Here is a 26,120-nt window from a genome sequence, read left to right on the forward strand (position 1 = left end):
GCATTTTCACTAAAAAAGGCATAAAAAAAGAACCAAATCGAGTTGGTTCACATTTTTTACTTTAATTTTTCTACTTTAGCTTCTAACATTTCTAGGTCCATCTGTCCTTTTATAAAATCATTAATCGTTCCATCGGAGTTAATGAAAAAAGTTTCAGGTAATCCTAATACCTTATAATCACTACTTGCTTGATTTTCTGGATCTACTAAAAGTGGAAATGTATAACCTTTTCCTTCAACAAATTTATGTGCGTTTTCTGCCTTAACTTCAGAAGCTGTCATGTTGACTGCAAGCACTTCAATGTCATCACTTTTCGTTTCATAAAACTCTTGAATCTCAGGCATTTCCTCACGACATGGTTTACACCATGATGCCCAAAAGTTCACAACAACTTTCTTGCCCTTTAAATCCGATAAACGTATTGTTTCATTTTCATCATTTAATAGTTGAAGTTCAAAATCTGGGGCCATATTACCAATTTCAATACCGGTTGTCCCCTTTTTTTTATCTTCTACAAAATCAAAAATAGTATATCCGATAAGGCCAATTAGAATAAGTGGAATAATAATTTTTTTAACCATTTGAATCCTCCGTAAATTTAAGCAAAATCAAAGGTTTTCCCTATTATCATTATATCAATTTATCCATGCAAAAGGACAATATTAAAAGGCAGTTTTGTGAAATCCACAAAACTGCCTTAGATAGAAAAGGGTATTAACCCTTCATTTTTTCGCGAAGTACCATTTGTAGGATACCACCGTGACGGTAGTAATCAATTTCAACTTCACTATCGAAACGAACAAGTACTTCAAATTCTTTCTTGTTTCCTTCTTCGTCAGTAGCTGTTACTTTTACATAGTCACGAGGTCTTACATTTTCGTCAATTTGAACTTCAATTGTTTCTTTTCCAGTTAAGCCAAGAGTTTCAGCATTCTCACCTTGTTTGAATTGTAGTGGTAGTACACCCATTAATACAAGGTTACTGCGGTGAATACGTTCGAAGCTTTCAGCAATAACTGTCTTAATGCCAAGAAGGTTAGTACCTTTCGCAGCCCAGTCACGAGAAGATCCCATTCCATAGTCGTTACCAGCGATAACAACTAAGCCAGTATCATCTTGCTTGTATTTCATACATGCATCATAGATAGACATAACTTCGCCTGTTGGCCAGTGAGTAGTCCATCCACCTTCTGTTCCAGGAGCGATTTGGTTACGAATACGGATATTCGCAAAAGTTCCTCTTGTCATAACGCGGTCATTACCACGACGTGAACCATAAGAGTTAAAGTCACGAGGTGTAACACCTTTTTCTTGTAGGTATTTACCTGCTGGTGTATCTTTACCAATTGAACCTGCTGGTGAAATGTGGTCAGTTGTTACGGAATCACCGAATTTACCAACTACACGTAATCCACTTAATGGTTTAACTTCACCAGGTTCTTTAGATAAGCCTTCGAAGAATGGTGGGTTTTGAATGTATGTTGAATCTTCATCCCACACATAAAGCGCTTCGTCAGTACTTTCAATTGCGTTCCAACGCTCATTATCATCAAATACACGCTCGTATTCTTTTCTGAATAGCTCAGGTGTAACAGTCTTTTTAACTTCTGCCTTAACTTCTTCTGCAGTAGGCCAGATGTCTTTAAAGAATACATCGTTACCGTCCTTATCTTTACCGATTGGTTCTTTTTCAAGATCGACATCAACAGTTCCAGCTAGTGCATATGCCACTACAAGTGGTGGTGATGCAAGGTAGTTACCTTTTACTAATGGATGGATACGTCCTTCAAAGTTACGGTTACCAGAAAGAACAGATGTAATTACTAAGTCATTTTCAGCTACTGCTTTTTCAATTTCAGGAGCTAATGGACCTGAGTTACCAATACATGTAGTACAGCCATAACCAACAGTGCTAAAGCCAAGCTTTTCAAGGTATGAAAGTAATCCTGAATCTTCTAAATAGCCAGTAACAACTTTAGAACCAGGTGCTAAAGACGTTTTTACATATTTAGGAACTTCTAGGCCTTTTTCAACTGCTTTCTTCGCAACAAGACCAGCACCTAACATTACGTATGGGTTTGAAGTATTTGTACAACTTGTGATTGCAGCGATTGCAATGTCACCAGTCTTCATTTGTACTTCTTCGCCATCGTTGAACTTTACGGTAATTTCCTTATTGATTTCTTCAGGAGTTAAACCGTATCCTTGGTTGCCAGTTGCTGTTAATGCAGTTTGGTAAGCTTCTTTCATTTTTGAAAGTGGAATTAAATCTTGTGGACGCTTAGGACCAGAAAGATTCGCTTCAATTTCAGAAAGATTGATTTCAACAACATCTGTGAAAGTTGGATCTTCAACATCTGGTGTATAGAATAAGCCGTTAGCTTTACTATATTCTTCTACAACTTTAACTTGCTCTTCGTCACGGCCTGTTAAACGAAGATATTCTAACGCTTCGTTGTCTACTGGGAAGAATCCGCATGTAGCACCGTATTCTGGAGCCATGTTAGAAATCGTTGCACGGTCTGCAAGTGGAAGTTGAGAAACTCCAGGACCGAAGAATTCAACAAATTTACCTACAACGCCCTTTTGACGTAATACTTGAGTTACTTTAAGTGCTAAGTCAGTAGCTGTTGTACCGTTTGGTAATGTACCTACTAATTTCACACCGATAACTTCAGGTACTGGGAAATATGAAGGTTGACCAAGCATTCCTGCTTCTGCTTCAATTCCTCCAACACCCCATCCAAGTACACCGATTCCGTTAATCATTGTAGTATGAGAGTCAGTACCTACAAGTGTATCAGGGAATGTTTCAAATTCACCGTTTTCACCTTCAACAGCATGAACAACATTTGCTAAATATTCAAGGTTAACTTGGTGAACGATACCAGTTGCTGGTGGTACAGCACGGTAGTTATCGAATGATTTTTGAGCCCAGCTTAAGAATTTATAACGCTCTGCATTACGTTCAAACTCTAGATCCATATTGAACTTTAATGAATCTAGTGTACCTGCTTTATCAACTTGTACAGAGTGGTCAATAACAAGATCAACTGGAATTTCTGGGTTGATTTTTTGTGGGTCTCCACCCATGTCAGCCATTGCTTTACGAAGTGAAGCTAAATCAACTACAGCTGGTACTCCAGTAAAATCTTGAAGAATTACACGAGAAGGCTTAAATGGTACATCAACCTCTTGTAATTCATCAGTTCCCCATTTTGCTAAGTTTTCAACATGCTCTTTTGTAATTACTCTTCCATCAACTTGACGTAATACTGATTCTAAAAGAACCTTAATGGAATACGGCAATTTTGAAACGTTACCAATTTTCGCATCTTCTAATGCTTGTAAGCTATAATAGTTATACTTTTTGCCGTTTGCTTCAAAAGAAGAACGTGCATTAAATACATCATGCTTTGCCATATGTATGCCCCCTTTGTATAAATAATAACGCAATTTTAAATAATTGTCGAAATGTAAGAGATTTTATACTCTCCCATTTAATTTCCCTGCATACATATATTAATATAACTATATACATAAGTAAATAACAAGATTGTTATAATGCTCTATAAGTTTTTCTTATTGACTTGTAGGATAATTTAGTGAAAAATGAATAAAATAAGGTCGGAGGTGAAAAGCATGTCGAAGCGTAAAGCGAACCATGTACGACCAGGAATGAATGACGCAAGTGCTCAAGGTATAGGTGCGGGATATAATGAGGAATTTGCTAATGAGCCATTAACGGCAGAACAACGACAAAATAATAAAAAGCGAAAGAAAAATCAATAATCATATATTTTGGCGAGCCCGCTTACGCGGGCTTATTTTCGTATTTTATTCGTAAACTTCATTCATGATGGATTGCAAGTCCGATTGAAACTGTTCAAGTTGGGCCTTCTGATGCTCAGATGCCACTTCTAATGCATTTTCAATTTGTTGATAGGCTTCATTCACTTCATTTTTCAATCGCTTTAAATGAGCACCATAGTCAGGATCATTGCTTACGATATTTGCATACACATCTTTCGCTTCCTCTGTTCCTTGTTGTGCTGCTTGGAAAGCTTGCTGTTTATCCTTATAATACGGCATATTGTTCAACTCCCTTAAGGTTATTACTGCAATTATAGCTTACCTTTTTTCCAGAAAATCATTCAGAACTTAGGTCGCATAAAAAAGTGGAAAAACATTATCCTAATACATATGAAGGGGGGATAAAACATGGGTGAAAAGAATACATTCAAGGATATTAGAGCAAACGGCGGCCAAAGTACAGGAAGCCAACCACAACCATTAAGTGGTTCAAAAAAAGTAAAAAATCGCAATCACACAAGACAAAAAAATAACCAAGGACATGATATGTAATAAATCATGGATAATAAAAAGCCGCTAATCCTGCGGCTTTTTATCAATTTTCGCAAAAGCGACTGCCATTTCTTCAATTTCATCTTGTTCTATGGTACGAAAATCTAGAAGTATTTCGTCATTTTTTATTCGTACAATAATTGGTGTTGATTGCTTACGAAGCATTGTTGCAATTTCAACAGCTGTTTTTTTAGGATGTTTTAAACAAACCACGAAAGTTGGCACTTCCACCCCAGGCATTGTTCCGCCACCGATTGGTGAACCGTCTTTTTTTAGTTGAAATTGATAATGATTCGTTTTTTTAATTAAACAAGCTATAAACTGTTGACAACGTTCTTTTATCTCTTCTTCAGTAGCCAATATATCCCGAATCGTTGGAATCGTCGAGGAATTGCCTTTAAGATATGAAAATAACGTTGCTTCTAATGCTGCATATGTCAATTTATCAACTCGCAATACTCGAGCAAGCTGGTGTTTTTTTAATTGGTCTATCCATGTTTTTTTCCCTGCAATAATTCCCGCCTGTGGTCCACCGAGAAGCTTATCACCACTAAAGGATACAAGGTCAACCCCTTGTGCTAAAACATCCTTTATAACAGGTTCATCCCCAATTCCTTGTCCTTTTAAATCGTATAGAACACCACTTCCTAGGTCTTCATAAATAACAAGGTTTTCTTTTTTCTCCTTTAATGTGACTAGTTCTGAAATACCAACAGTCTTTGTAAAACCAATTGTTTTGAAATTACTTGTATGTACCTTAAGGACCATCGATGTTTTTTCTGTAATGGCATTCTCGTAATCTTCAAGATGTGTTTTATTGGTTGTCCCCACCTCAACTAAACTTGCACCGCTTTCCTCCATAATCGCTGATATCCGAAATGAACCGCCAATCTCAACTAATTGCCCCCGAGAAACAATGACTTCTTGACTCTCAGCCAAGGCCCGTAATATTAAAAAAACGGCTGCAGCATTATTGTTTACTACCATCGCACTCTCTGCACCTGTTAATTCCGTCAGAAGTGACTCCACAATCGAATGTCGTGAGCCACGAGTACCCTCTAACAAGTTATATTCTAAATTAGAATACCCCTTCGCGATTTCTACAACATGTTGAATAGCATCATCGCTAAGTCGAGCCCTTCCTAAATTGGTATGTAAAACCGTCCCGGTCGCATTGACTGTTTTTGTTAGGTAGTATTTCGTTCTGTGTACTAGCTCCCCTTCGCTCTTTCGATATATAAAACGAACCATATCTTCCTTTGAAGACGCCTTTTCAATCGAGTCCCAATTTATGATTTCATTCCGAACGTCATTTACGACATCCCTTAAGACGTTAGTCAGATATTCCTTATCCACATCATATTTATTTTGAAACTGGTCAAAGTCTGGATAAGCTTGCAGCTCATGAATTGCAGGGAGCAGTTGAAACAAATTTTTCATACTCAATTCCTCCACTAAAGCACGTATACGTCTATTTTTACATGATTACCGCCTACTTTACAAACAGATTGTACCGTTTTTATTATTTCACTATCACGAACATCTACACTTGTGAATATCCTGAATATAGAATTCCATGGAGGTCAAGACATGAAAAATTTTGATAATTCCAATCCCCTTTCCTTAAATGGTTTGGAGGACTGGATGAAACAGTTTCTCGAAGACCCATATTTATTAGATGATTATCAATTTCGAATTGATTTATTTGAAACACAAAATGAGTATATAATCGAGGCTGAACTATCAGGATATCAGCCCGATCAGATTCAGTTAAACGTCCAGAACGATGCATTCTATATAAAATTAACAGATTGCGAAAAACCTCCAAATGACACAATATTAACTGAAAGAGTTGTAACCCTTCCTTTCGAATTAGAAAAAAAGAAGATAGAAGCTCTATTTCGAAATGAAATACTCGAAATTTATATCAAAAAGAACGAAAAACGGAAAAAAAAGAAGAGCAAAATAAAAATAAAAGTCCTGTGAAAGCTACAGGACCCTTTCTATTTTATTTACGCTCATAATTCGTAATTGTCGTTCCGGGAAAATAAAATTGGATAATCTCATCATAGTTTTTGCCTTTATCCCCCATTATACTTGCTCCCCATTGACTCATTCCCACACCGTGCCCGTATCCCCTGCCACGCATCACATATTTCTTATCATCTGAATCAAGAGAGTCTATATAATAGCTCTTAAAAATCGTACCACCAATCATCGGTCGTATTCGATTTAGGTTCACATCATGGAGGGTCACATTTCCTAAAAGGATCGTACCATCAATTAATCTTTGTAAAAATTCCACTTCAATTGAACCTGTCATGGAACGTTTTGAGTGATATTTCTTTGGATTCACCTCAAATTTAGGGATTGAAAGGATGGCTATATCTCCTGGGTAACCTTGACGATTTATTGATCTTTTCATAACAGCTGCTATCTCTTTATCTTTTTCCTGGAGCCCATCAAATCCATCAATAGCATCCCAATCTATGTCTTCTAGATTTATTTGGGTTTTCGATAATGTAAATTCCCACGGGTGGATTGGATCAAATGGATCTTCTTTAATTGGATAGAATGACCTGCTTTTCCCTCCCCACACATTTTTATTATTCTCGGTCATACCACCGTTGCTTGCTGAATAAAAAGCATCAATTAATTTATTATTATATGTGATAACTTGACCCCTTGTAGCTTCAACAGCTTGTGTGGTACGTGCATTCCAAGCATATCCCCCATATACCTGATAGAAAGTCGTATCATCCATGTCTTCTTTCATACGGGAAACTGCATATGTTCTTGCTGCTAAGGCTTGAGCCTTTAATGCCTCAATATTCCATGAGGAAAATACCTCAAGTGGGACAACCCCTTTTAAGTAATCTTCCAAAGGGAGCTGATTAACAGGACGCACATAATGATTATTTTCCACTTGAAACTCCATTGCACCTAAATATGGCCGTTCATCAATATAGACACGATGATTCTCATCATAGTTTCGGGGAATTAATAAAAAGCTAGGGTCTACTTGTTGATTGACTTTTCCTCCTCTAAGATACAGATTCCCTTTTTTGACATATAACCGGTAGTTCACTCCTTCTCGTAATGATAGTGTCGGGTCTATAGTGAAATAATCTCCAGTGATGCGCATCTGAATTTCTTTCGTATCCCCGACAAAATTTTCAAGACGAACACGTACTAATTCTTCGGCACTCCCCTGATAAAGATCGAATGCAAATAAAAACATACACGTAAAAAATAGTATCTTTTTCATATCCGTATATTTCCCAATCACAAAGAATTATATGAAGTCTTATTCGACTCGAAATTTTCATATAAAAGAAGGTTTCTGTCTTTTAAAAAACTTGACAGTTAAGGTATAATGAAGCATTGAGGTGAACAATTCATGCAGTGGGAGTTAACTGGTTGGTTTTTATGGTTTATATTGATATGGGTATTCATTTTTATTACACTTCTTGCAATTGGCGGCTTTTTTATGTTCCGAAAGTTTTTGAAAAAGCTTCCAAAGGAGGATGGAAAGTCTGATTTAGATTGGCAGGATTATTACATAGAGGAAACACGTCATTTGTGGCCAAATGAGGAGAAAGCGTTATTGGAGGATTTAGTTAAACCAGTTCCAGAGCTTTTTCGTGATGTTGCTAGACAAAAAATCGCTGGAAAAATTGGTGAGTTAGCTCTAACAGAAAAAGCAAAAAAAATCTCACAAGATTTGGTGGTTAGAGGTTATATCATAGCCACACCGAAACGGGACCATAAATTCCTATTAAAAACATTAAAAGAAAAACAAATAGACGTCACTCCTTATAAAGAATTATTTTAGATTATAAGAAAAAACCTCGGTATTGGCTACCGAGGTTTCTTCTTTATATAGATGAAGCAAGCTTTTTATATTTTACATACATCGCAATTCGCCAAGGTACAATCATGGCAAAAGCAAGAATCCAAAACATACCACTCAATTCTCCGAAATCAATCGATGTACTTAAAACTGATTTTAAAACAATCCGAATGACCAATAACCCTACCAAAATATAAATAAACGCCTTTGAACGTTTCATATATATATCATTTTCCCTTATTTCAAATGATGACGTTTTGATTAATAGGATTGAAAAAAGCATTCCTACCATAACGGCCTCTAAGACCTCAAGTGGTGTTACGCGAAACATTGGATGGACAAACATGAGTGCCCCTGTGCTCATGAAAACGGGAGGCAGAATTATTTTTTTAACTGAAGCGGGTTTTTGGGCAGATTTTGCTCTTAGAAAGGTTACGAAAATCGCCATCATGATCGCGACAACAGAAGATGCAATAACCAAATAAATCAGTCCTTTTTATGAATCGTCTAGAAATTTCACTTTTAGCAAATGAAACCCACTTAAGACGATTAATCTTAAATGGGTTTATATCTAATTTAATACTCTATTAACCGCCTCTACAACCCGACTAGCATCAAAAGGCTTTACAAGATAATCTTTAGCTCCAGCTGAGATTGCATCAACGACCATTTTTTGCTGACCCATGGCAGAACACATAATAATACGTGCCTTTGGATCGATTTCCTTGATCATTTTGACGGCCTCAATGCCATTCATTTCAGGCATCGTGATATCCATTGTGACTAGGTCTGGATTTGTCTCTTTGTATTTTTCAATCGCCTCAATACCATTTACAGCCTCTGAAACAACCTCATGACCAGCTTTAACAAATATATCCGTGAGAGTAAGTCTCATAAATTTAGCATCATCAACAACTAGAATTCTAGCCACTATTCTGGTCCCCCTTAAACTACTTCTTAAGTAGCTAACTTCGACTAAAAACCAGTAAATCCTCCAAAAATAGCAGTTGCGTATGCAATTATTTTTGTCATCCAGTCAAAATAAAGAACAACACCCATAATTATCATTGCATATCCGCCGATTTTTACAATTTTCATGCTGTTTTTGCGAATCCATTGTAACCGTCCGATGAAAAATGAAAGGACAAGAAATGGAATCGAGAATCCTAAAGAGTACAACACCATATACAACATTGCAGAATCTGGATTTGTACCAGCAATTGCAATAACGGACATTAAAATAGGACCCATGCATGGTGTCCAACCTGCTGCAAATGCCATACCGATAAAAACAGATCCTACATAACCCGCTGGTCGATTCTTAAATTCGATTTTGCGGTCTTTCATTAAGAATCCAGGACGAATGATCCCAAGCACAACAAGACCAAAGAATATAATAAAAATTGCACCAATTTGGCGAATTAAGTCCTTATAGTCACTGAAGATTTGCCCTACATAGGATGTCCCGAAACCGAGCATAACGAAAATAATCGAGAATCCAATTAAAAAGAAAATTGTATGTAAAATACTCCGTCTTTGCAACATTGCATTGTCTGATTTCAATTCACTTACTGATGCACCCGTTATATAAGATAAAAATGCTGGATATAACGGTAAACAACAAGGCGAAATAAAGGATAAAAATCCTGCACCAAAAGCAAGAAATGCATTAACATCTGCCATTTTAACAACTCCTAATTCGTTCATCAATATCATTCTAGCAAAAATACCTTATTAATCATAATTATTAATATGAACGTTTTGTGTCATAGCCCTAGTCTTATGTTGAATATATTTCCAAATAAGTTATTTACCATCGATTTACCATTATATGTTATACTATAAAAAACTCGTCCATGACGGAGCTTAATAACAATTGAGAGGGTTATTCCTGTGTCTAAAGAACAACTTCTACTTAAAATTGAACAAAAAAGAACTGAGCTGGTTGAAATTGTCTTGAAACACGGTTTTACAGCAACACCTACCATTAAAGTAAGTCAAGATTTAGACAATCTATTAAATCAATATAATACGGGTAGATCGGAAAAAAGCCTTTCAAATTAATGAAAGGCTTTTTACATAACTGCATTTTCGACATGATCTACACTGCCATTCTGCAGTAAATACATTTTGTAATATAACCCCTTTTGGGTTAATAATTCTTTATGTGTTCCCCTTTCTACAATTTCCCCTTGATGTAATACCAAAATAAGATCCGCGTCTTGAATTGTTGACAATCGATGGGCGATTGCGATTGTCGTTCTTCCTCTCCTCATTTTTTCGAGTGCCTTTTGAATCTCTTCCTCAGTTTCTGTATCTATGTTTGCGGTTGCTTCATCCAATACCAATATTTTCGGATTCGTCACAATGGTCCTTGCGAACGCGAGAAGTTGCCTTTGGCCACTTGAGAAAGTCGACCCTCGTTCTACTACCTGAAAATCATATCCACCTTCTAGTTTTTTAATAAAAACATCTGCCTGAACAAATTTAGCTGCTTCTTCAATATCGTGATCTGTAATATCTGGATTATTTAAACGAAGATTGTCTTTAATGGTCCCAACAAATAAAAATGGATCCTGGAGCACTAAGCCCATTTTATGACGAAGTTCATTATTTTCATACGAGCTAATAGAATGTCCATCAATTAAAATATCTCCACGTTCAATATCATAAAATCTCATTAATAAATTTATAATCGAACTTTTCCCACTACCTGTATGACCAACAAGAGCAACTGTTTCACCTTGTTTGGCTGTAAAAGAGATATTTTTTAATACATCGCGTTTTCCATCATAAGAAAAGCTGACATTTTTAAATTCTATTTCCCCTTTTTTAACCGATGGATTTTCGCTCCCAATTGTTTGTGGTGCCAGCTCATCATGATCAAGAAGTTCAAATACCCTTCCTGATGCAACAACTGCTTGCTGCAGCAGAGATAAACGCATCATCATGTTATTTACTGGCTCAAAAAACCGTTCAAGATAATTTACAAATGCATAAAGTACACCAATTTCAATCGGACTCTCAAGTGAAGAAATACCGAAAAAGCTAAGCACAAGAATAATTGTCACGATATAGATGAAATCAACTGCCGGTCTCAGTAACAAACCATCTAGCTTAATATTTTTAATTCCCGCTTGATAATGCGCATCATTGATTTCAGCAAACTCACGACGTAGTCTTTTCTCTTGACGGAACACCTGAATAATAGCCATTCCTTGAAGTGATTCATTAAGCTTTGCATTTAACTGACTAATCCGTTCTCTCATATCGTGGTAATATTTAGAACTGAATTTGCGATAAGTTTGCATTAAAATAAATAGAATTGGAATTAATAGTAAGCAAAAGAGAGCAAGCTGGACATTAAGATAAAACATCGCAATAAAAATGCCGATTAAAAAGACACCGTTTTGTACAAAAGTCGCAACAACCTCTACAAACATATCCTTGATTGCTTCCGTATCATTCGTAACCCTAGACACAATACTGCCACCTGGTGTTTTATCAAAATACTTTAATCCAAGCTTGTGAACCTTTGAAAATACCTCAATTCGCATTTCACGAATGATTTTCAAAGCGATTTCTTGAAACTTTACCAATTGAAAATACTGAAGGATTACCTTTGAAAAATGAATAAAAAGGTAAATGGCCCCCAAATAGATTAATGGTTGAACTGGTAAATGTCGTGGTGTTAAATAATCATCTATGAAAATTTTTATTAATATTGGTCCAACAATGTCCGCAATCGTTGCAAGTAATAGCAAGAGGAATGCAAAAATAAACTCTCGAGTATGCGTTTTCGTATAGGAAAGCAGTCTTATTAATGCAACCCTTTGGTCTTTCTTCGTCATTTTGTCCATATTCTACCCTCCATGCTCAACAAGAGATTCAAGCTGTTGACGATGATACATATCACGATACCATCCATCATCCTCCATAAGCTCGTCATGCGTACCATGTTGAGCGATCCTGCCATCCTCTATGACAAGAATCTGATTGGCGTGCTGAATTGCACTTAAACGATGAGATGTGATGATCGTTGTTTTTCCTTGTCGATTTTCTCGTAAAGCACGTAAAATTTCCTCTTCAGTTTTAGCATCAACTGCAGATAAAGAATCATCAAGAACTAATATTTCCGGGTTCATTAAGAGAGCTCTGGCAATTGAAATACGCTGCTTTTGTCCTCCTGATAAAGACACCCCACGTTCGCCAACAACTGTTTCATATCCGTCAGTGAACTGCAATATATCATCGTGGATATTTGCAAGCTTTGCTGATCCGAAAACTTCAGTTATTGTTGCATCCGGTTTTGCAAACGCGATATTATCCGCCACTGTTGCCGAAAAAAGAAAATGATCCTGCGGAACATACCCAATACCTTTTCGTAAGGCGTCTAAGGTATATCCTTTAATCTCTTTTTCCCCTATTAATATCTTACCTTCATAGCCTTCTATTTCACGAATTAATAGTTTTAACAATGTCGTTTTTCCTGCACCCGTTTTCCCAACAATACCAAGTGTATGGCCTTGTATTAAGTGAAAATAGATCTCTTTAAGAGTCTGTTTTTGTTCTCCAGGATATGCAAATTTAGTAATCGAATAAGCGACATTACCTGAAGGAGTCGTCTCACTCGCATTCTCACAATCTTTTATTTCCATAGGTTCAGCCAGGAGCTTTGAGACCCGGTCATAGGATGCTCTTCCACGCTCAACAATATTAAATAGCCACCCAAAAGCTAGCAGTGGCCAAATTAACAGACCTAAGTATGTTGTAAAAGTGACCAATTCTCCTAGTGTCATTTCACCAGATAGCACATACCTGGAACCGAACACAAGTGCTAGAAAAAAAGAAATACCTACAATTAATGAAATCGTTGGATCATAAAGAGCATCAACCTTGGCTACGGAAAGATTTTTTTGAACAACATCATCAGACTGCTTACGAAAGACATTTGTATCCTCTTCTTCCTGCCCAAAGGTTTTAATAACCTTTATTCCACTAACACTCTCTTGTACTTTATCATTAAGGCTAGAAAAAGCTTCCTGCGCCTTATGAAACCGTCTATGCAATAGTGTTCCATAATAATTCGTAGAGATTGCCATAAACGGCAATGGAATGAGACAAATTAAAGTAAGCTTCCAATTTATTGTAAATGCCATCGTCAATAGTACAAACCCACCTGTTGCAAGTGAGTCAACTAAAGTCAGAACACCTGAGCCCGCTGTCTGTTGAATCGCTTGCAAATCATTTGTGGAATGTGCCATTAAGTCACCAATTCTTCTTTTTTGGAAAAATCCTTGCGACATCTTCGTAAAATGTTCATACAAACGGTTCCTAAGTAATCTAGCTAATTTGACGGACGAACCAAAAATCATAATCCTCCAAAAGAATCGAACGATATAAACGGTACACGCAGTTCCTAACAAAATAGCCAACCACTTAAATAAGATTTCTTTGGTCAGTGTACCCTGTGCAATAAAATCAACCGTCATACCAATTACTTTTGGTGGAACTAGTTCCAATAAAGCAACAATCATTAATAAAAAAATACCAGTAATGTAAGATTTTTTTTCTTGTTTAAAAAACCACATTAAATCTTTAAAGATTTTCATCCTATAGTCCTCCGAAAGACGAAATAAGTGCCATAATAGTTTACCAAATTTTTAAAATTCTAGGAAGATGCTTCCAAGCTTTTAGTGAGAAATAAGTGTAAAATATTCTATTTGCTTAAAAGTTTTACTATAATGGGTTTAGAGAATAAATGAGGTGAATATTCATGATTAAATACAAGGAACTCCATCATGTGAGTTTGACGGTAACGAATCTTGAAAAGGCAAAGGATTTTTACAGCAATATTCTATGTTTAAACGAGATTGAACGGCCTAATTTTGATTTCCCTGGAGCCTGGTATGCGATTGGAAACCAGCAGTTACATTTAATTTACCTACCAGAATCTCAAACAATTCGAAAGGATAAAAGCATTAGTAGTCGCGAAGGACATTTTGCACTAAGAGTTGAGAACTATTATGACACATTAAATTGGTTATCCATAAATAATGTGACCGTCCTAGAAAAACCGGATAGTGTCAGTGGTTTTGCTCAAATCTTTTGTGCGGACCCTGATGGAAATTTAATCGAGCTTAATGTAGATCAAATGGAATTATAAGAATGTAAACAAAAAAGCCATTTTTCCAGTGAAATTCTCACTAGAAAAATGGCTTTTTATGGTAGTTGGATGCATGTCCAAGTTATTATTGCTTGTCCATTTGACCGTTCATTGCTTTTAGCATTTGATTGATCTTCTTTTGTGATGGCTTTTGACCCATTTGCATCATCATTACTTTTAGCATTTGCTCATTGATTGGTGGATTTTTCTTCAAGTAATTCATCATGTATTTACGTGCAATAAAAAATCCTAATGCAACGCCACCAAGTAAAGCTACCACGATTAGTAAGATAGCTAACCACATTTGCATAAAAAAACTTCCTCCTTCATGTTGTCTCATTACAGTGTACTAAACCATTAGCTATTATACAATATTTGTTTTATGTTTTCCTAGCTTTTATACAAACTTTCTTTCTTTAATCGGGTTTAGCCACCCATATTTGTTTACTTTAAAATCCATTGCTAGGAAACAACGATCATATTTACGAAGGATTTCAAAAAATGCCGTCTCAGCTTCATAGCTGCCCGTAGACTCTAAATGGATGTAATCATTATGTATCGTTAGTTTTGCAAAGCTATTAAATTCATTCCATTCGAGAGTGTGCATATGACTTTGACGCCTATAATAGGAATAATGAGCTAGGCTTCCTTCAATTTTTTGGTGGATACGTAATGATGGAATCGCCCTTGTAATAAATTCAATTTGCTTATTGAGGATTTCTTTGCGTTCATGTTTAGATTGGTTATGCTCTAAAAATAAATGATAGATTAGTGATTCACGACCAAAGTAATGAGTTGCAAATTCTTCTTCTATTAAATAAATGTGGTATTCTCTCATACTCTTTCCTCCTAATACTACCTATTAAGAATAGTATATTCGAAAGAGTCTGTGATTTTTGTCTGACGTTGGAGTAAGAATCGTCTAGTTTTGTCGAAACTTTTGTTTATGTAGAAAAGGGGCCCGAATCGACCCCTATTTATTTTTATTGAAGCAGTTGTTTAACCCGGTTTACTACATTTTCAACTGAGAAGCCATATTCCTTCAGTACGATTTCCCCGGGAGCCGAAGCACCAAATTCATGGATACCAAGGATTTCTCCCTCATCACCAGTATATCTTTCCCATCCAAGTGGTGTTGCCATTTCAATCGCTAAACGTTTTTTCACATTTGTAGGAATAACGGACTCTTTATATTCTTTTGACTGTGTCTCGAAGCGGTCCCAAGAAGGCATACTTACAACTGAAACCTCAATATTTTCACTTGCGAGTTGTTTTTGCGCCTCAACTGCTAGACTAACCTCAGATCCTGTTGCTAATAAAAGAGCTGCCGGCTGTCCAGATTTTGCAGGTGATATAACATAAGCACCTTTCTGCACACCTTCATAAGCTTTCTCAGCTGTTCCTTCTAATGTTGGAAGGTTTTGTCTCGTTAAAATAAGAGCTGTTGGAATTTCTTTCGATTCAATAGCCGTTCTCCATGCAGCCGCCGTTTCATTTCCATCCGCTGGTCGAATGACAGATAAATTTGGCATTGCACGTAATGCTGGCAATTGTTCAACAGGCTCATGTGTTGGTCCATCTTCTCCTACCGCGATACTATCGTGGGTGAATACATAAGTTACTGGAATTTTCATTAAAGCAGCTAATCGAATGGCCGGTCGTAAGTAATCAGAGAATACGAAGAATGTTCCCCCATATACCTTAACACCGCCATGAAGTGCCATCCCATTTAAAGCAGCACCCATTGCGAACTCACGTACCCCAAACCATATATTCCGACCACTGTAATCCTTAGGCATAAAGTCAGCAGCACCGTTAATCATTGTTTTATTTGATCCCGCTAAATCAGCTGAACCCCCAAAGAATTGCGGCACACTTTTTGCGATTGCATTTAATGCTTCACCAGAAGATGCTCGGGTTGCAAGCTTCTTACCCTCTTCATAAACTGGTAGTGTGTTCTCCCAGCCATCAGGAAGTCTACCCTCTATCGCCATTTCTAACTGCTTTCCGAGCTCTGTGTTAGTTTCCTTATAACGGCTGAACATTAGGTTCCATTCTTGTTCGCTTTGTTCTCCAGTTCTTTTCACTGTTTCCTCAAAATGAGTATAGACCTCACCAGGAACGTGAAAATCATTTTCAAACGTCCAGTTATACGCTTCCTTCGTTAATTTTAATTCATCGGCTCCTAATGGTTCTCCGTGTGCCTTTGATTTTCCAGCCCGATTTGGAGAACCATAACCAATTGTCGTACGAACCTCAATGAGTGCTGGACGTGATAAATCTCCTTTAGCCTCTTCAATCGCCTTATCAATCGCTTCTACATCATTTCCATCCTCAACACGTAGATATTGCCAGCCATAGGCCTTATACCTTTGTTCGATTGATTCTGAGAAAGCTTGATTAAGATCTCCATCAAGAGAAATATCGTTGGAATCATATAAAACAATTAGTCGACCTAATTTTAAATGTCCAGCTAATGATGAAGCTTCACCTGATACACCTTCCATCAGGTCACCATCACCACAAATGGCATATGTATAATGGTTAACAATTTCAAATGAGTCTTTATTGTAGACACCTGCTAAATGGCGCTCTGCCATCGCCATTCCAACAGCCATGGCAATACCTTGACCGAGCGGGCCAGTTGTTGCATCGACACCTGCAGTATGGCCATACTCAGGATGCCCAGGAGTTTTACTGCCCCATTGGCGAAACTGCTTTAAGTCATCAATGGTTAAGCCGTAACCGGATAGGTGTAGCATACTGTACAATAATGCAGAGCCATGACCCGCAGATAAAACAAATCGGTCACGGTTGAACCAATTTGGGTTCTTCGGGTTATGTTTCATATGACGAGTCCACAGAGCATATGTCATGGGTGCGGCTCCCATTGGCATTCCCGGGTGTCCTGAATTTGCTTTTTCAACTGCATCAATAGAAAGTGTTCGAATTGACGCTATCGACAAGTCAGTTAGTGATTGTGTCATAAAAGTAAACATCCTTTCAAAAGTTTCTTATGAACTAACATTAAACATAGCAGTACTTTCATTGATAGTATGCACAAAAAAAAAGAATACATAGAAATCTATGTATTCTTTATTAATGTAATCTTTTCCGTTTACTGTCTTTCAGTTTTTCTGGGGTTACATCATTACCCTCAGGGTCAACGACTTTTACAGAATGTAATGTATTAGTCATTGAACTTCTAAAAACACGTAAGTACTCTTGTCTAAGCTCGTGCTGTTCTTCTTTTTCTTTATCCGTAAGACCAACTGTCTTCGCTTTTTTTGAAAGAGCATTGATCCGATCAATTTTATCTTTTGAAAGCATAATTTTTACTCCTTGTTTATTCTTTTCTAAATCATAGTTCATAGTACTAGATGAAAAGATATTTTACAAGTCATCCACATTACGCATTTAGCTTGCACTAATAATAACCATTCCCATACTTAATAAAAAAAATAGTACATAATAGATAAATCCGCCTTGTAATTTCCTCAACATCTTTATTTCACTCCTATAGAATGTTTGTTCGTATTTTATATTTTTATTATAGACCGAACATTTGTTTTGTGTCAACATAAATTCGAACTTATGTTTGTATAATCTAGTAAAACATGCTATACTCAACTTAAGAAATTCGGTATTTGTCGAAATAACTTGGTCACCTGAACCGAGAGATTATGAAAAGAAGATTTACATACATATAAAATATAAATGCAAGGGGATGAGCGAAGATGACAACGAAGCTTTCTAAAAGACAGCAGGATATATTGAATTACATAAAACAAGAAGTTAAAGATAAGGGCTACCCACCTTCCGTAAGGGAAATAGGTGAAGCTGTTGGTTTAGCATCAAGTTCAACAGTACACGGACATTTGTCCAGACTTGAAAGCAAAGGGTTGATTCGAAGAGACCCTACAAAACCTCGTGCCATCGAAATTTTGCAGGTTGACGAAAATGAAACAATTCCAACTGCTAACGTTGTGAATGTTCCGGTTATTGGTAAGGTTACTGCAGGCCAACCAATTACAGCTGTGGAAAATATTGAAGAGTACTTCCCATTACCCGATCGTTTTGCTGCACATGATGACCAAATCTTTATGCTTGAGATTATGGGTGATAGTATGATCGAAGCGGGAATTCTTGACGGAGACTATGTGATTGTCAGACAACAACATTCAGCGAACAATGGGGATATTGTTGTAGCTATGACGGAAGAAGATGAAGCGACTGTAAAACGTTTCTTTAAAGAAAAAGACCATTTCCGCTTGCAACCGGAGAACTCGATGCTCGAACCGATCATCCTCAAGAACGTATCCATACTAGGAAAAGTCATCGGCGTTTACCGTACAATTCATTAATTTAAAAAGGGAACATTTCTTAATGAAATGTTCTCTTTTTTATGTAACAAAAAAAACCCTTAACACAAGGATGTGTTAAGGGCTCATTTATTAATACATCGTCAAATACTGCTCTCTCTCCCATGGATGAACCTGGGTTCTGAACATATCCCATTCAATCTCTTTTGCTTCAATGAAGTGTTCGAACAGATGTCCGCCTAAGGCTTTGATTAACACTTCATCCTGCTTAAGCATATCTAATGCAAGAGATAAGGTTGGTGGTAAATCCACAATACCTGCTTCATTACGCTCTTCTTTATTCATCACATAGATATTTCTGTCAACAGGTGCTGGTGGAGTCAACTTGTTCTTGATACCATCTAATCCTGCAGCTAATAATACAGCCATTGCCATATAAGGGTTTGCTGCTGGGTCAACTGAACGCACCTCAACACGAGTGCTTAAACCACGTGAAGCCGGGATACGAACAAGTGGACTTCTATTTTGAGCAGACCAAGCCACATAACAAGGTGCTTCATAACCTGGTACTAGTCGTTTATATGAGTTTACAGTTGGATTTGTAACAGCTGTAAAATTAGGAGCATGCTTTAGAATACCCGCAATGAAATGTCTTGCATTATCACTTAATTGTAGGTCCGCATTTGGATCAAAGAATGCATTTTCTCCACCTTTGAATAACGATAGATTACAGTGCATTCCTGAACCCGCTACGCCAAACAATGGTTTTGGCATAAAGGTTGCATGTAAACCGTGTTTACGGGCAATTGTTTTTACAACAAGCTTAAAGGTCTGAATTTCATCACATGCAGTTAAAGCATCTTCGTATTTAAAATCAATTTCATGTTGTCCAGGTGCAACTTCATGGTGAGAAGCTTCAATTTCAAATCCCATTTCCTCGAGCTCTAACACGATATCACGGCGGCAGTTTTCACCAAGGTCTGTTGGCGCTAAGTCAAAGTAGCCACCATTATCGTTAAGTTCAAGTGTTGGTTCACCTTTTTCATTTAACTTAAATAAGAAAAATTCAGGTTCAGGGCCAAGATTGAAATCCGTAAATCCTAGTTCTTCCATTTCTTTCAAGACTCTCTTTAAGTTGTTACGAGGGTCCCCTTCAAATGGAGTACCATCCGCATTATGAATATCACAAATTAAACGAGCAACCTTCCCTTTTTCCGCAGTCCACGGGAAAACTACCCATGTATTTAAATCAGGAAATAGGTACATATCTGATTCTTCGATACGAACGAAGCCTTCAATTGAAGAGCCATCAAACATCATCTTGTTGCTCAATGCTTTTTCTAATTGACTTACAGGAATTTCAACGTTTTTGATTGTTCCGAGAATATCGGTAAATTGTAAACGAATAAATTTTACGTTCTCTTCATTTGCTAAACGAAAAATATCATCTTTCGTATATTTGGACATTGTGTTTCCTCCCCAAGCCTAGTTGTAAGTATAGTTTTGTAATCTATATGCTATTAATGAAAAAATCTCGACATATCATTATGATGCGGACCTGATTGCTTTTTAAATCTGCCAGCTTGTAATAATTCATTCCTTAAAAGTTTCCTCAGCTCAGAATTCGTTATTTCCTGTTTTACAGGCTCCACAGGTTTTTCTTCCGTAACTTGCCCGGAATTTCGGACTGCGAATATTTGCTTAATTCCTGCCAAATTGACCTTTTGTTCGATCAAGCTCTTTATTTCAAGTAATCGATCAACGTCATTAAATGAATATAGTCTTCGATTTGTTTCAGTTCTTGCTGGAGAAATCAAACCATTTTCCTCATAATAGCGAATTTGCCTTGCAGATAATTCAGTTAATTGCATGACAATTCCAATCGGAAAGAGTGGCATGGAACGTCGAATTTCGTCACTCATATGGGACCCTCCTTTTCGCAATGAATAAGTTAATATTATATGATGTTAGATTATCTGTCAACAACATGTTAGAAAATATAACATGAATATATAAATAAAAAAAGAGGAGTTTAATCATCAATTTTTATTGAAATTAGTTGTTGTGAAAGCAATTGGTTAAGCGCTAGGCAAATGGCAATTTTTACATGAGAATAGGTTAGTCCACCTTGTACATATGCAACGTATGGAGGACGTGTTGGACCATCCGCTGTTAATTCAATGCTAGCACCTTGAATAAACGTTCCTGCTGCCATGATCACATCATCCTCATACCCTGGCATGTAACTTGGATATGGCGTTACATGTGAGTTAATTGGAGAAGCATATTGGATTGCTTGACAGAAGGCAACCATCATGTCTTTGTTATCAAATTGAACAGATTGAATTAAATCTGTCCGTTCACTATCCCAGCTTGGCTCTGTTTTCAGACCTATTTTTTCTAATATCGCAGCTGTAAATACGGCTCCTTTTAATGCTTGTCCCACAATATGTGGTGCAAGGAATAATCCCTGATACATTTCCTGTAGAGAATATAGAGATGCCCCTGCCTCTGCTCCAATGCCAGGCGACGTCATTCGATATGAGCAAGCTTCAACAAGCTCTTTTTTCCCCACTAAATATCCGCCAGTTTTTGCAAGTCCGCCTCCTGGGTTTTTTATAAGCGAGCCAGCAATTAAATCAGCTCCAACATGACACGGCTCTTGTAATTCAACGAATTCACCATAACAATTATCAACAAAAACAACAACATCAGACTTAATTTCTTTGACGAACCGGACCATTTCTTTTATTTCTGCAATCGTGAAGGAAGGTCTTGTTGCATATCCTTTTGAACGCTGAATTCCAATCATTTTTGTATTTTCATGAATGGCCTTTTTAATTGCTTCAAAATCAGGTCTTCCTTCAGGTGTTAGATCGACTTTATTATAGCCAATATGAAACTCCTTTAAGGACCCATTTCCTGTACCCCTAATGCCCACAATTTCTTCTAATGTATCATATGGATTTCCTGTAATATAAAGCAATTCATCATTAGGTCGCAACACTCCAAACAATGCAATCGAAATAGCATGTGTCCCTGAAATGATTTGTGGACGTACAAGTGCTGCTTCACCCCCAAAAATATGGGCGTACACCGCTTCCAATGTATCACGTCCAATATCATCATAGCCATAGCCCGTTGAAGGAATGAAGTGAGAATCACTTACTCGATTATCTTGAAAGCTTTTTAATACTTGATATTGATTGTAATCGATATTTTTATCAATCTTCGTATGTACCTCTTTAATTTGTTGTTCAGTTTCTTCAACTAATTTTGTAATTAGTTTACCATAATCTAATTCTGTAAACATGATGTTTTCCCCTTTATGAATGAAAATCTTCAAGTTGACCATTCAATGAGTGACTAGGAAAAATAAAACCTGTGCAATCGTATTTTTCCGCTTCTTCATTGTAACGTAGTTCTTTCAAAATCGTTTCTTGTTTTAAATGCGCTAATAGTCTACCTTCCGAGCTAGGTAGAGAAACCTTGTATTCTTTCATCTCCTCGATCATTGAATCCTCTACCTTTGTCTTAACCACCACTAAATCATTTTCATCAAATGCACTGACTAAAATGGATTTGGAGGTTGAAGAAGGAACAAAATCAGGATGAACTTTATCTTTCTTATTATAGATGGTAAGAACCGGAATTGATTCAACACCTAGTTCATCTAAAAGCTTTATTACCGTTTTCTCATGATTAAAATAATCAGGATTTGAAGAATCAACCACATGAACAATTAAATCTGCTTCTTTTACCTCTTCTAGAGTAGAGCGAAACGCGGCTATTAGCGAAGTAGGTAAATCTTGAATAAATCCTACTGTATCCGTTAATAGTGTAGTTAATCCGCAAGGAAGAATCATTTTTCGAGTCATTGGGTCAAGTGTCGCAAACAATAAATTTTCTTCAAATGAATCTGCCTCAGTTAGTCTATTAAATAATGTCGATTTCCCCGCATTCGTATAACCTACCAATGCGATTTGATATGTATTATTTTTCTTTCTTCGTTCACGATAGCGCTCCCGGTGCTGTACAATAACTGATAATTGATTTTTGATATCATCAATCCGCTTATGAATATGTCTTCTATCGGTCTCAAGTTTTGTTTCCCCTGGCCCTCTCGTCCCAATACCGCCACCGAGTCTCGATAATTCAATCCCCTTTCCTGTTAATCGGGGTAATAGATACTGGAGCTGGGCTAACTCTACCTGTAATTTTCCTTCTTTTGAATTTGCTCTAGAAGCAAAGATGTCAAGAATCAGCTGGGTTCGATCAATCACTCTAGCTTGTAGACTAGAAGATAGATTCCTTACCTGGCTTGGGGATAACTCATCATTAAAAATGATCACATCAGGTTCTAGTTCTTCTTCAAGATGCACTAACTCTTCCACTTTTCCTTTTCCAATGTATGTAGCTGGATGGACTTTTGCACGCTTTTGCGTAACAGTCATCACAACTTGGCCCTTGGCAGTTTTAGTTAATGATTGTAATTCTTCGAGCGAGTATTCAAACCGACTTTCGTCTTCATTTTGAATGTGACAGCCTACAAGTATCGCTTTTTCCATCTCTTTCTTTTGTTCGTTTACCAATCAATTTACCTACTTTCATGGAAGGTGTTTTTCTTACGTTATCATATCAAATTTATTGAAACTATACCAATTGGAAATAAATAAACCGCCTAGTAATAGGCGGCACGTTTATTCTTTGAAAATCAAATCCTGTGTTCTAATTGTCTGAAGGTCCTGTTTACTATACATATCGTCGATTAATAATCTCATTGCCTGACTTCGAATTGATTTTTCGATGATATTCCGAACATAACGCCCATTGCTAAATTTTCCGGGATAAGAATCCATTTTAACAGCGAGTAAATGCTCGCGTAACTTTCTTTCTGCCTCTGGACTGAAGACATATTCACGTTCCACCATCATTTTTGCTGAAATTTCCATTAGTTGTTCAACAGTATAATCCGGAAAATCAATAACAAGTGGAAAACGGGAGTATAATCCTGGATTTAAAGATAAGAAATGGTCCATTTCTTTTGAGTATCCAGCTAAAATCAAAACAAATTCGTGCTGCTTATCTTCCATATGTTTTACTAACGTATCAATAGCTTCTTTACCAAAGTCTTTTTCTCCACCTCTAGCTAGGGAATACGCCTCATCAATGAATAAAATGCCACCAATAGCCTTTTTAATTAAATCTCTTGTCTTTTGAGCAGTATGACCGATATATTCCCCAACCAGGTCGGCTCTTTCAGCTTCAATGAGATGCCCCTTTGATAGGACGTTCATTTGCAGAAATAATTTCCCTAATAATCGAGCAACAGTCGTCTTTCCTGTTCCAGGGTTTCCTTTAAACATCATGTGTAATGCTTGTTTTCCAACCTTTAAACCCTGTTCTTCTCGCTTTTTATTAATATAAATCCAAGCATAGATTTCCTTTACCATTTTCTTCATTTCATCCATACCTACAAGAGCGCTCATTTCTTCCTCTATTTCTTTTAGAGCTGTATGTTTTGTTTGGATTTTCGTTGAAATGGCTTCTTTAGATGTCGAGTGTAAAACTTTTAATTTCTTTTTCTCTCCATTTAAAACGACATTTATTTGTCCATTGTTCTTCATTGTAATGGGTTGTTGATCCAAGAGCTCTCACCTCTCATTTCAGTACATTATACGTTGTTGGGTTAATTTCGTGACAAAAGCCCAAGGAAAAAACAAAAGTGCAAGCGCCTTGAATAGCGGAACATCGACTAACTACCGCCACGTCCTGTGGCGAACATCGATGTCAGCACATCATGTGCAAGTCCGACAAGCATAAGACGATTTAGAATAGAAGGCGCTCTTTGCCTTCATTTCTAAAGTGGCTTATGACCTCGAGGGGCTAGGCGCTGGAACTGGACGTAAATTGTTAGACTTTTCCTTTTCCCTTTTTATTTCTACAATTTTCTCACTTTTATTACAAAAGACTCTTGCTTTTTGTCAAAGATTGCGCTTTCCCGGAAAATATTCCATAACACTATATGTATATGAGCCAATTTACAAATCTTGAAGAAAAATTAGACAAGATGAAAAAAACAACCTTACTGATAAAAGAAAGGTTGTTTTTTCGGTTATTATTCAAGCTCAAGTTTAATGTTTTTTTGTGGAGCGAAAGTAGAGATTGCGTGCTTATAAATTAGCTGCTGCTTCCCTTCAGTTTCTAATAGAACTGTAAAGTTATCAAAGCCTTTCACTAATCCTCGTAATTGGTATCCATTTAATAAGAATACTGTTACAAATGTCCCATCCTTACGCAGTGTGTTTAAAATTTGGTCTTGGATATTGATTGCTTGTTTCATGAAATGTCCTCCTCTAGAATCTTCGGCACAAAATGCCGAAACTGTCATTGCCCAATTTTGGACAATCGAATACATCTTATTATTATCTATTCTCTTAAATTCCTAGCTTTCCTGCTATATATTTATAAATTTCATTAAATTTTTCTTTAAACTCATTATTTGCTGACATATCAAACCATTTTACATCCATTTTATTTCGAAACCATGTTAATTGTCGCTTTGCATATCTGCGAGTATTTTGTTTCAGTTGTTGGATTGCTTCTTCTAGCGATGTAGACCCATCTAAATAACTATAAAGTTCTTTATAGCCAATTGCTTGGATGGATTGGCAATCTCGTAAACCTTGAGAATGGAATGTTGTAACCTCTTTAAGCAGTCCTGACTCTATCATCAAGTCAACCCTATGGTTAATACGATCATACAATTTCTCTCGTTCCATTGTTAATCCAATTAGGGCAACATCATAGATAAGTTCATGCTTCTGCCCCTCCAAATATTCGGTCATTGTTTTCCCGGTTGTTTTATAAATTTCTAGGGCTCGAATGACTCTTCTTACATTGTTAGGGTGAATTCGCTCTGCGCTGGCCGGGTCTATTTCTTTTAGTTCCTGATAAAGAGGTTCAACTCCCCTTTCAGCAACTTTTTGTTCAAGTATATTCCGATACTCGGGATTTGAGGCATCATCTGTAAATTGATAATCATATAAGACAGATTGTATATAAAGCCCTGTACCTCCAACAATCATCGGTAATTTACCACGATTATGTATTTCCGTTATTAACTTTCTTACAACCTCCTGAAACTCCGCTACCGAAAAACTCTCATGTGGCTCCTTAATATCAATGAGATGATGTGGTATCCCATCCATTTCATCTCTTGTTATTTTGGCAGTACCGATATCCATCCTTTTATAAATTTGCATGGAATCTCCACTTATAATTTCGGCATTTAGCTTTTTGGCAAGCTCTATACTTAGTTTCGTTTTTCCAACAGCGGTTGGACCAATTAGAACGACTAGCTTTTCTTTTTTCAATTCTTCCAATCAATCACTACCTTTACCTCAATTCATAC

The 26,120-nt window shown here is 36.9% G+C and carries 28 protein-coding genes; 7 read left to right on the forward strand and 21 right to left on the reverse strand.

Going from position 1 to position 26,120, the window contains the following annotated elements; translation table 11 throughout:
• Window positions 1-56: 56 nt before the first annotated feature.
• Complete coding sequence (locus CKK03_RS12550) at window positions 57-581, reverse strand: TlpA family protein disulfide reductase (RefSeq protein WP_099362921.1); 525 nt, start codon at window positions 579-581, stop codon at window positions 57-59.
• A 133-nt stretch (window positions 582-714) separates the two neighbouring features.
• Entirely contained in the window at window positions 715-3,423 is a 2,709-nt protein-coding gene (gene acnA, locus CKK03_RS12555) for an aconitate hydratase AcnA (protein ID WP_099362922.1), read from the reverse strand.
• 219 nt (window positions 3,424-3,642) lie between these two features.
• Between acnA and sspO the strand changes: the two genes are divergently transcribed.
• On the forward strand, window positions 3,643-3,792 hold the full coding sequence (sspO, locus tag CKK03_RS12560) for a small acid-soluble spore protein SspO (protein WP_077617929.1): 150 nt from the start codon (window positions 3,643-3,645) through the stop codon (window positions 3,790-3,792).
• A gap of 45 nt (window positions 3,793-3,837) precedes the next feature.
• On the opposite strand, the gene CKK03_RS12565 is transcribed toward sspO, so the two are convergent.
• Window positions 3,838-4,092 (reverse strand): hypothetical protein, encoded by a 255-nt coding sequence (locus tag CKK03_RS12565; protein ID WP_099362923.1) that lies wholly within the window; start codon window positions 4,090-4,092, stop codon window positions 3,838-3,840.
• Window positions 4,093-4,221: 129 nt separating this feature from the next.
• Between CKK03_RS12565 and CKK03_RS12570 the strand changes: the two genes are divergently transcribed.
• Entirely contained in the window at window positions 4,222-4,365 is a 144-nt protein-coding gene (locus tag CKK03_RS12570; RefSeq protein ID WP_099355277.1) for a small acid-soluble spore protein P, read from the forward strand.
• A 24-nt stretch (window positions 4,366-4,389) separates the two neighbouring features.
• On the opposite strand, the gene selA is transcribed toward CKK03_RS12570, so the two are convergent.
• Entirely contained in the window at window positions 4,390-5,805 is a 1,416-nt protein-coding gene (selA, locus tag CKK03_RS12575; protein ID WP_099362924.1) for an L-seryl-tRNA(Sec) selenium transferase, read from the reverse strand.
• A gap of 150 nt (window positions 5,806-5,955) precedes the next feature.
• Between selA and CKK03_RS12580 the strand changes: the two genes are divergently transcribed.
• The gene (locus tag CKK03_RS12580) at window positions 5,956-6,351 is read left to right on the forward strand and encodes an Hsp20/alpha crystallin family protein (protein ID WP_099362925.1); all 396 of its coding nucleotides are present in this window, start codon (window positions 5,956-5,958) and stop codon (window positions 6,349-6,351) included.
• A 22-nt stretch (window positions 6,352-6,373) separates the two neighbouring features.
• Here CKK03_RS12580 and CKK03_RS12585 read toward each other — a convergent pair whose 3' ends face one another.
• Window positions 6,374-7,633, reverse strand: coding sequence for a SpoIID/LytB domain-containing protein (locus tag CKK03_RS12585; RefSeq protein WP_099362926.1), 1,260 nt, complete (start codon window positions 7,631-7,633; stop codon window positions 6,374-6,376).
• Between the two features lie 132 nt (window positions 7,634-7,765).
• Here CKK03_RS12585 and CKK03_RS12590 point away from each other — a divergent pair, with 132 nt between their 5' ends.
• Window positions 7,766-8,200 carry a DUF2621 domain-containing protein gene (locus tag CKK03_RS12590; RefSeq protein WP_099362927.1) on the forward strand — a complete coding sequence of 145 codons (435 nt, stop codon included), beginning with the start codon at window positions 7,766-7,768 and terminating at the stop codon, window positions 8,198-8,200.
• Between the two features lie 43 nt (window positions 8,201-8,243).
• Here the strand turns inward: CKK03_RS12590 and CKK03_RS12595 are convergent, their stop codons facing one another.
• The 3 genes from CKK03_RS12595 to CKK03_RS12605 all read right to left on the reverse strand — a co-directional run bounded on the left by CKK03_RS12595 (window position 8,244) and on the right by CKK03_RS12605 (window position 9,901).
• The gene (locus CKK03_RS12595; RefSeq protein WP_099362928.1) at window positions 8,244-8,705 is read right to left on the reverse strand and encodes a CcdC family protein; all 462 of its coding nucleotides are present in this window, start codon (window positions 8,703-8,705) and stop codon (window positions 8,244-8,246) included.
• Window positions 8,706-8,789: 84 nt separating this feature from the next.
• Window positions 8,790-9,149, reverse strand: a complete 360-nt coding sequence (locus tag CKK03_RS12600) for a response regulator (RefSeq protein ID WP_099355282.1) — start codon at window positions 9,147-9,149, stop codon at window positions 8,790-8,792.
• A 44-nt stretch (window positions 9,150-9,193) separates the two neighbouring features.
• A complete protein-coding gene (locus tag CKK03_RS12605) occupies window positions 9,194-9,901 on the reverse strand; it encodes a cytochrome c biogenesis CcdA family protein (RefSeq protein WP_099362929.1) in 708 nt (235 codons plus the stop codon).
• 210 nt (window positions 9,902-10,111) lie between these two features.
• On the opposite strand from CKK03_RS12605, the gene CKK03_RS12610 reads away from it, so the two are divergent.
• Entirely contained in the window at window positions 10,112-10,282 is a 171-nt protein-coding gene (locus CKK03_RS12610; protein WP_099362930.1) for an aspartyl-phosphate phosphatase Spo0E family protein, read from the forward strand.
• An 11-nt stretch (window positions 10,283-10,293) separates the two neighbouring features.
• On the opposite strand, the gene CKK03_RS12615 is transcribed toward CKK03_RS12610, so the two are convergent.
• Together CKK03_RS12615 and CKK03_RS12620 are read right to left on the reverse strand one after the other, a co-directional pair.
• The gene (locus CKK03_RS12615; RefSeq protein ID WP_099362931.1) at window positions 10,294-12,078 is read right to left on the reverse strand and encodes an ABC transporter ATP-binding protein; all 1,785 of its coding nucleotides are present in this window, start codon (window positions 12,076-12,078) and stop codon (window positions 10,294-10,296) included.
• 3 nt (window positions 12,079-12,081) lie between these two features.
• On the reverse strand, window positions 12,082-13,830 hold the full coding sequence (locus CKK03_RS12620; RefSeq protein WP_099362932.1) for an ABC transporter transmembrane domain-containing protein: 1,749 nt from the start codon (window positions 13,828-13,830) through the stop codon (window positions 12,082-12,084).
• Window positions 13,831-13,994: 164 nt separating this feature from the next.
• Between CKK03_RS12620 and CKK03_RS12625 the strand changes: the two genes are divergently transcribed.
• A complete protein-coding gene (locus CKK03_RS12625; protein ID WP_099362933.1) occupies window positions 13,995-14,384 on the forward strand; it encodes a VOC family protein in 390 nt (129 codons plus the stop codon).
• Between the two features lie 85 nt (window positions 14,385-14,469).
• On the opposite strand, the gene CKK03_RS12630 is transcribed toward CKK03_RS12625, so the two are convergent.
• The 4 genes from CKK03_RS12630 to CKK03_RS12645 all read right to left on the reverse strand — a co-directional run bounded on the left by CKK03_RS12630 (window position 14,470) and on the right by CKK03_RS12645 (window position 17,714).
• Window positions 14,470-14,694: a YneF family protein gene (locus CKK03_RS12630; protein WP_099362934.1), complete on the reverse strand. Its 225-nt coding sequence runs from the start codon at window positions 14,692-14,694 to the stop codon at window positions 14,470-14,472.
• Between the two features lie 87 nt (window positions 14,695-14,781).
• Window positions 14,782-15,222 carry a sporulation inhibitor of replication protein SirA gene (gene sirA / locus CKK03_RS12635; RefSeq protein ID WP_099362935.1) on the reverse strand — a complete coding sequence of 147 codons (441 nt, stop codon included), beginning with the start codon at window positions 15,220-15,222 and terminating at the stop codon, window positions 14,782-14,784.
• Between the two features lie 145 nt (window positions 15,223-15,367).
• Entirely contained in the window at window positions 15,368-17,371 is a 2,004-nt protein-coding gene (gene tkt, locus CKK03_RS12640) for a transketolase (protein ID WP_099362936.1), read from the reverse strand.
• A gap of 112 nt (window positions 17,372-17,483) precedes the next feature.
• A complete protein-coding gene (locus tag CKK03_RS12645; RefSeq protein WP_099362937.1) occupies window positions 17,484-17,714 on the reverse strand; it encodes a DUF896 domain-containing protein in 231 nt (76 codons plus the stop codon).
• 407 nt (window positions 17,715-18,121) lie between these two features.
• Between CKK03_RS12645 and lexA the strand changes: the two genes are divergently transcribed.
• Complete coding sequence (gene lexA / locus CKK03_RS12650; RefSeq protein WP_099362938.1) at window positions 18,122-18,748, forward strand: transcriptional repressor LexA; 627 nt, start codon at window positions 18,122-18,124, stop codon at window positions 18,746-18,748.
• Window positions 18,749-18,838: 90 nt separating this feature from the next.
• On the opposite strand, the gene glnA is transcribed toward lexA, so the two are convergent.
• The 7 genes from glnA to miaA all read right to left on the reverse strand — a co-directional run bounded on the left by glnA (window position 18,839) and on the right by miaA (window position 26,091).
• The gene (glnA, locus tag CKK03_RS12655) at window positions 18,839-20,173 is read right to left on the reverse strand and encodes a type I glutamate--ammonia ligase (protein WP_099362939.1); all 1,335 of its coding nucleotides are present in this window, start codon (window positions 20,171-20,173) and stop codon (window positions 18,839-18,841) included.
• A gap of 53 nt (window positions 20,174-20,226) precedes the next feature.
• Window positions 20,227-20,628: a MerR family transcriptional regulator gene (locus tag CKK03_RS12660; RefSeq protein WP_099362940.1), complete on the reverse strand. Its 402-nt coding sequence runs from the start codon at window positions 20,626-20,628 to the stop codon at window positions 20,227-20,229.
• Window positions 20,629-20,738: 110 nt separating this feature from the next.
• On the reverse strand, window positions 20,739-22,019 hold the full coding sequence (locus tag CKK03_RS12665) for a methionine gamma-lyase family protein (protein WP_099362941.1): 1,281 nt from the start codon (window positions 22,017-22,019) through the stop codon (window positions 20,739-20,741).
• A gap of 13 nt (window positions 22,020-22,032) precedes the next feature.
• A complete protein-coding gene (hflX, locus tag CKK03_RS12670) occupies window positions 22,033-23,274 on the reverse strand; it encodes a GTPase HflX (RefSeq protein WP_099363271.1) in 1,242 nt (413 codons plus the stop codon).
• A 132-nt stretch (window positions 23,275-23,406) separates the two neighbouring features.
• Window positions 23,407-24,354, reverse strand: a complete 948-nt coding sequence (spoVK, locus tag CKK03_RS12675) for a stage V sporulation protein K (protein WP_245864116.1) — start codon at window positions 24,352-24,354, stop codon at window positions 23,407-23,409.
• 470 nt (window positions 24,355-24,824) lie between these two features.
• A complete protein-coding gene (gene hfq, locus CKK03_RS12680; protein ID WP_057999880.1) occupies window positions 24,825-25,049 on the reverse strand; it encodes an RNA chaperone Hfq in 225 nt (74 codons plus the stop codon).
• 94 nt (window positions 25,050-25,143) lie between these two features.
• Window positions 25,144-26,091, reverse strand: coding sequence for a tRNA (adenosine(37)-N6)-dimethylallyltransferase MiaA (miaA, locus tag CKK03_RS12685; RefSeq protein ID WP_099362942.1), 948 nt, complete (start codon window positions 26,089-26,091; stop codon window positions 25,144-25,146).
• Window positions 26,092-26,120: the final 29 nt, after the last annotated feature.

The organism is Fredinandcohnia onubensis, assembly GCF_002734215.1.
Classification (GTDB): Bacteria; Bacillota; Bacilli; order Bacillales; family Bacillaceae_L; genus Ferdinandcohnia; species Ferdinandcohnia onubensis.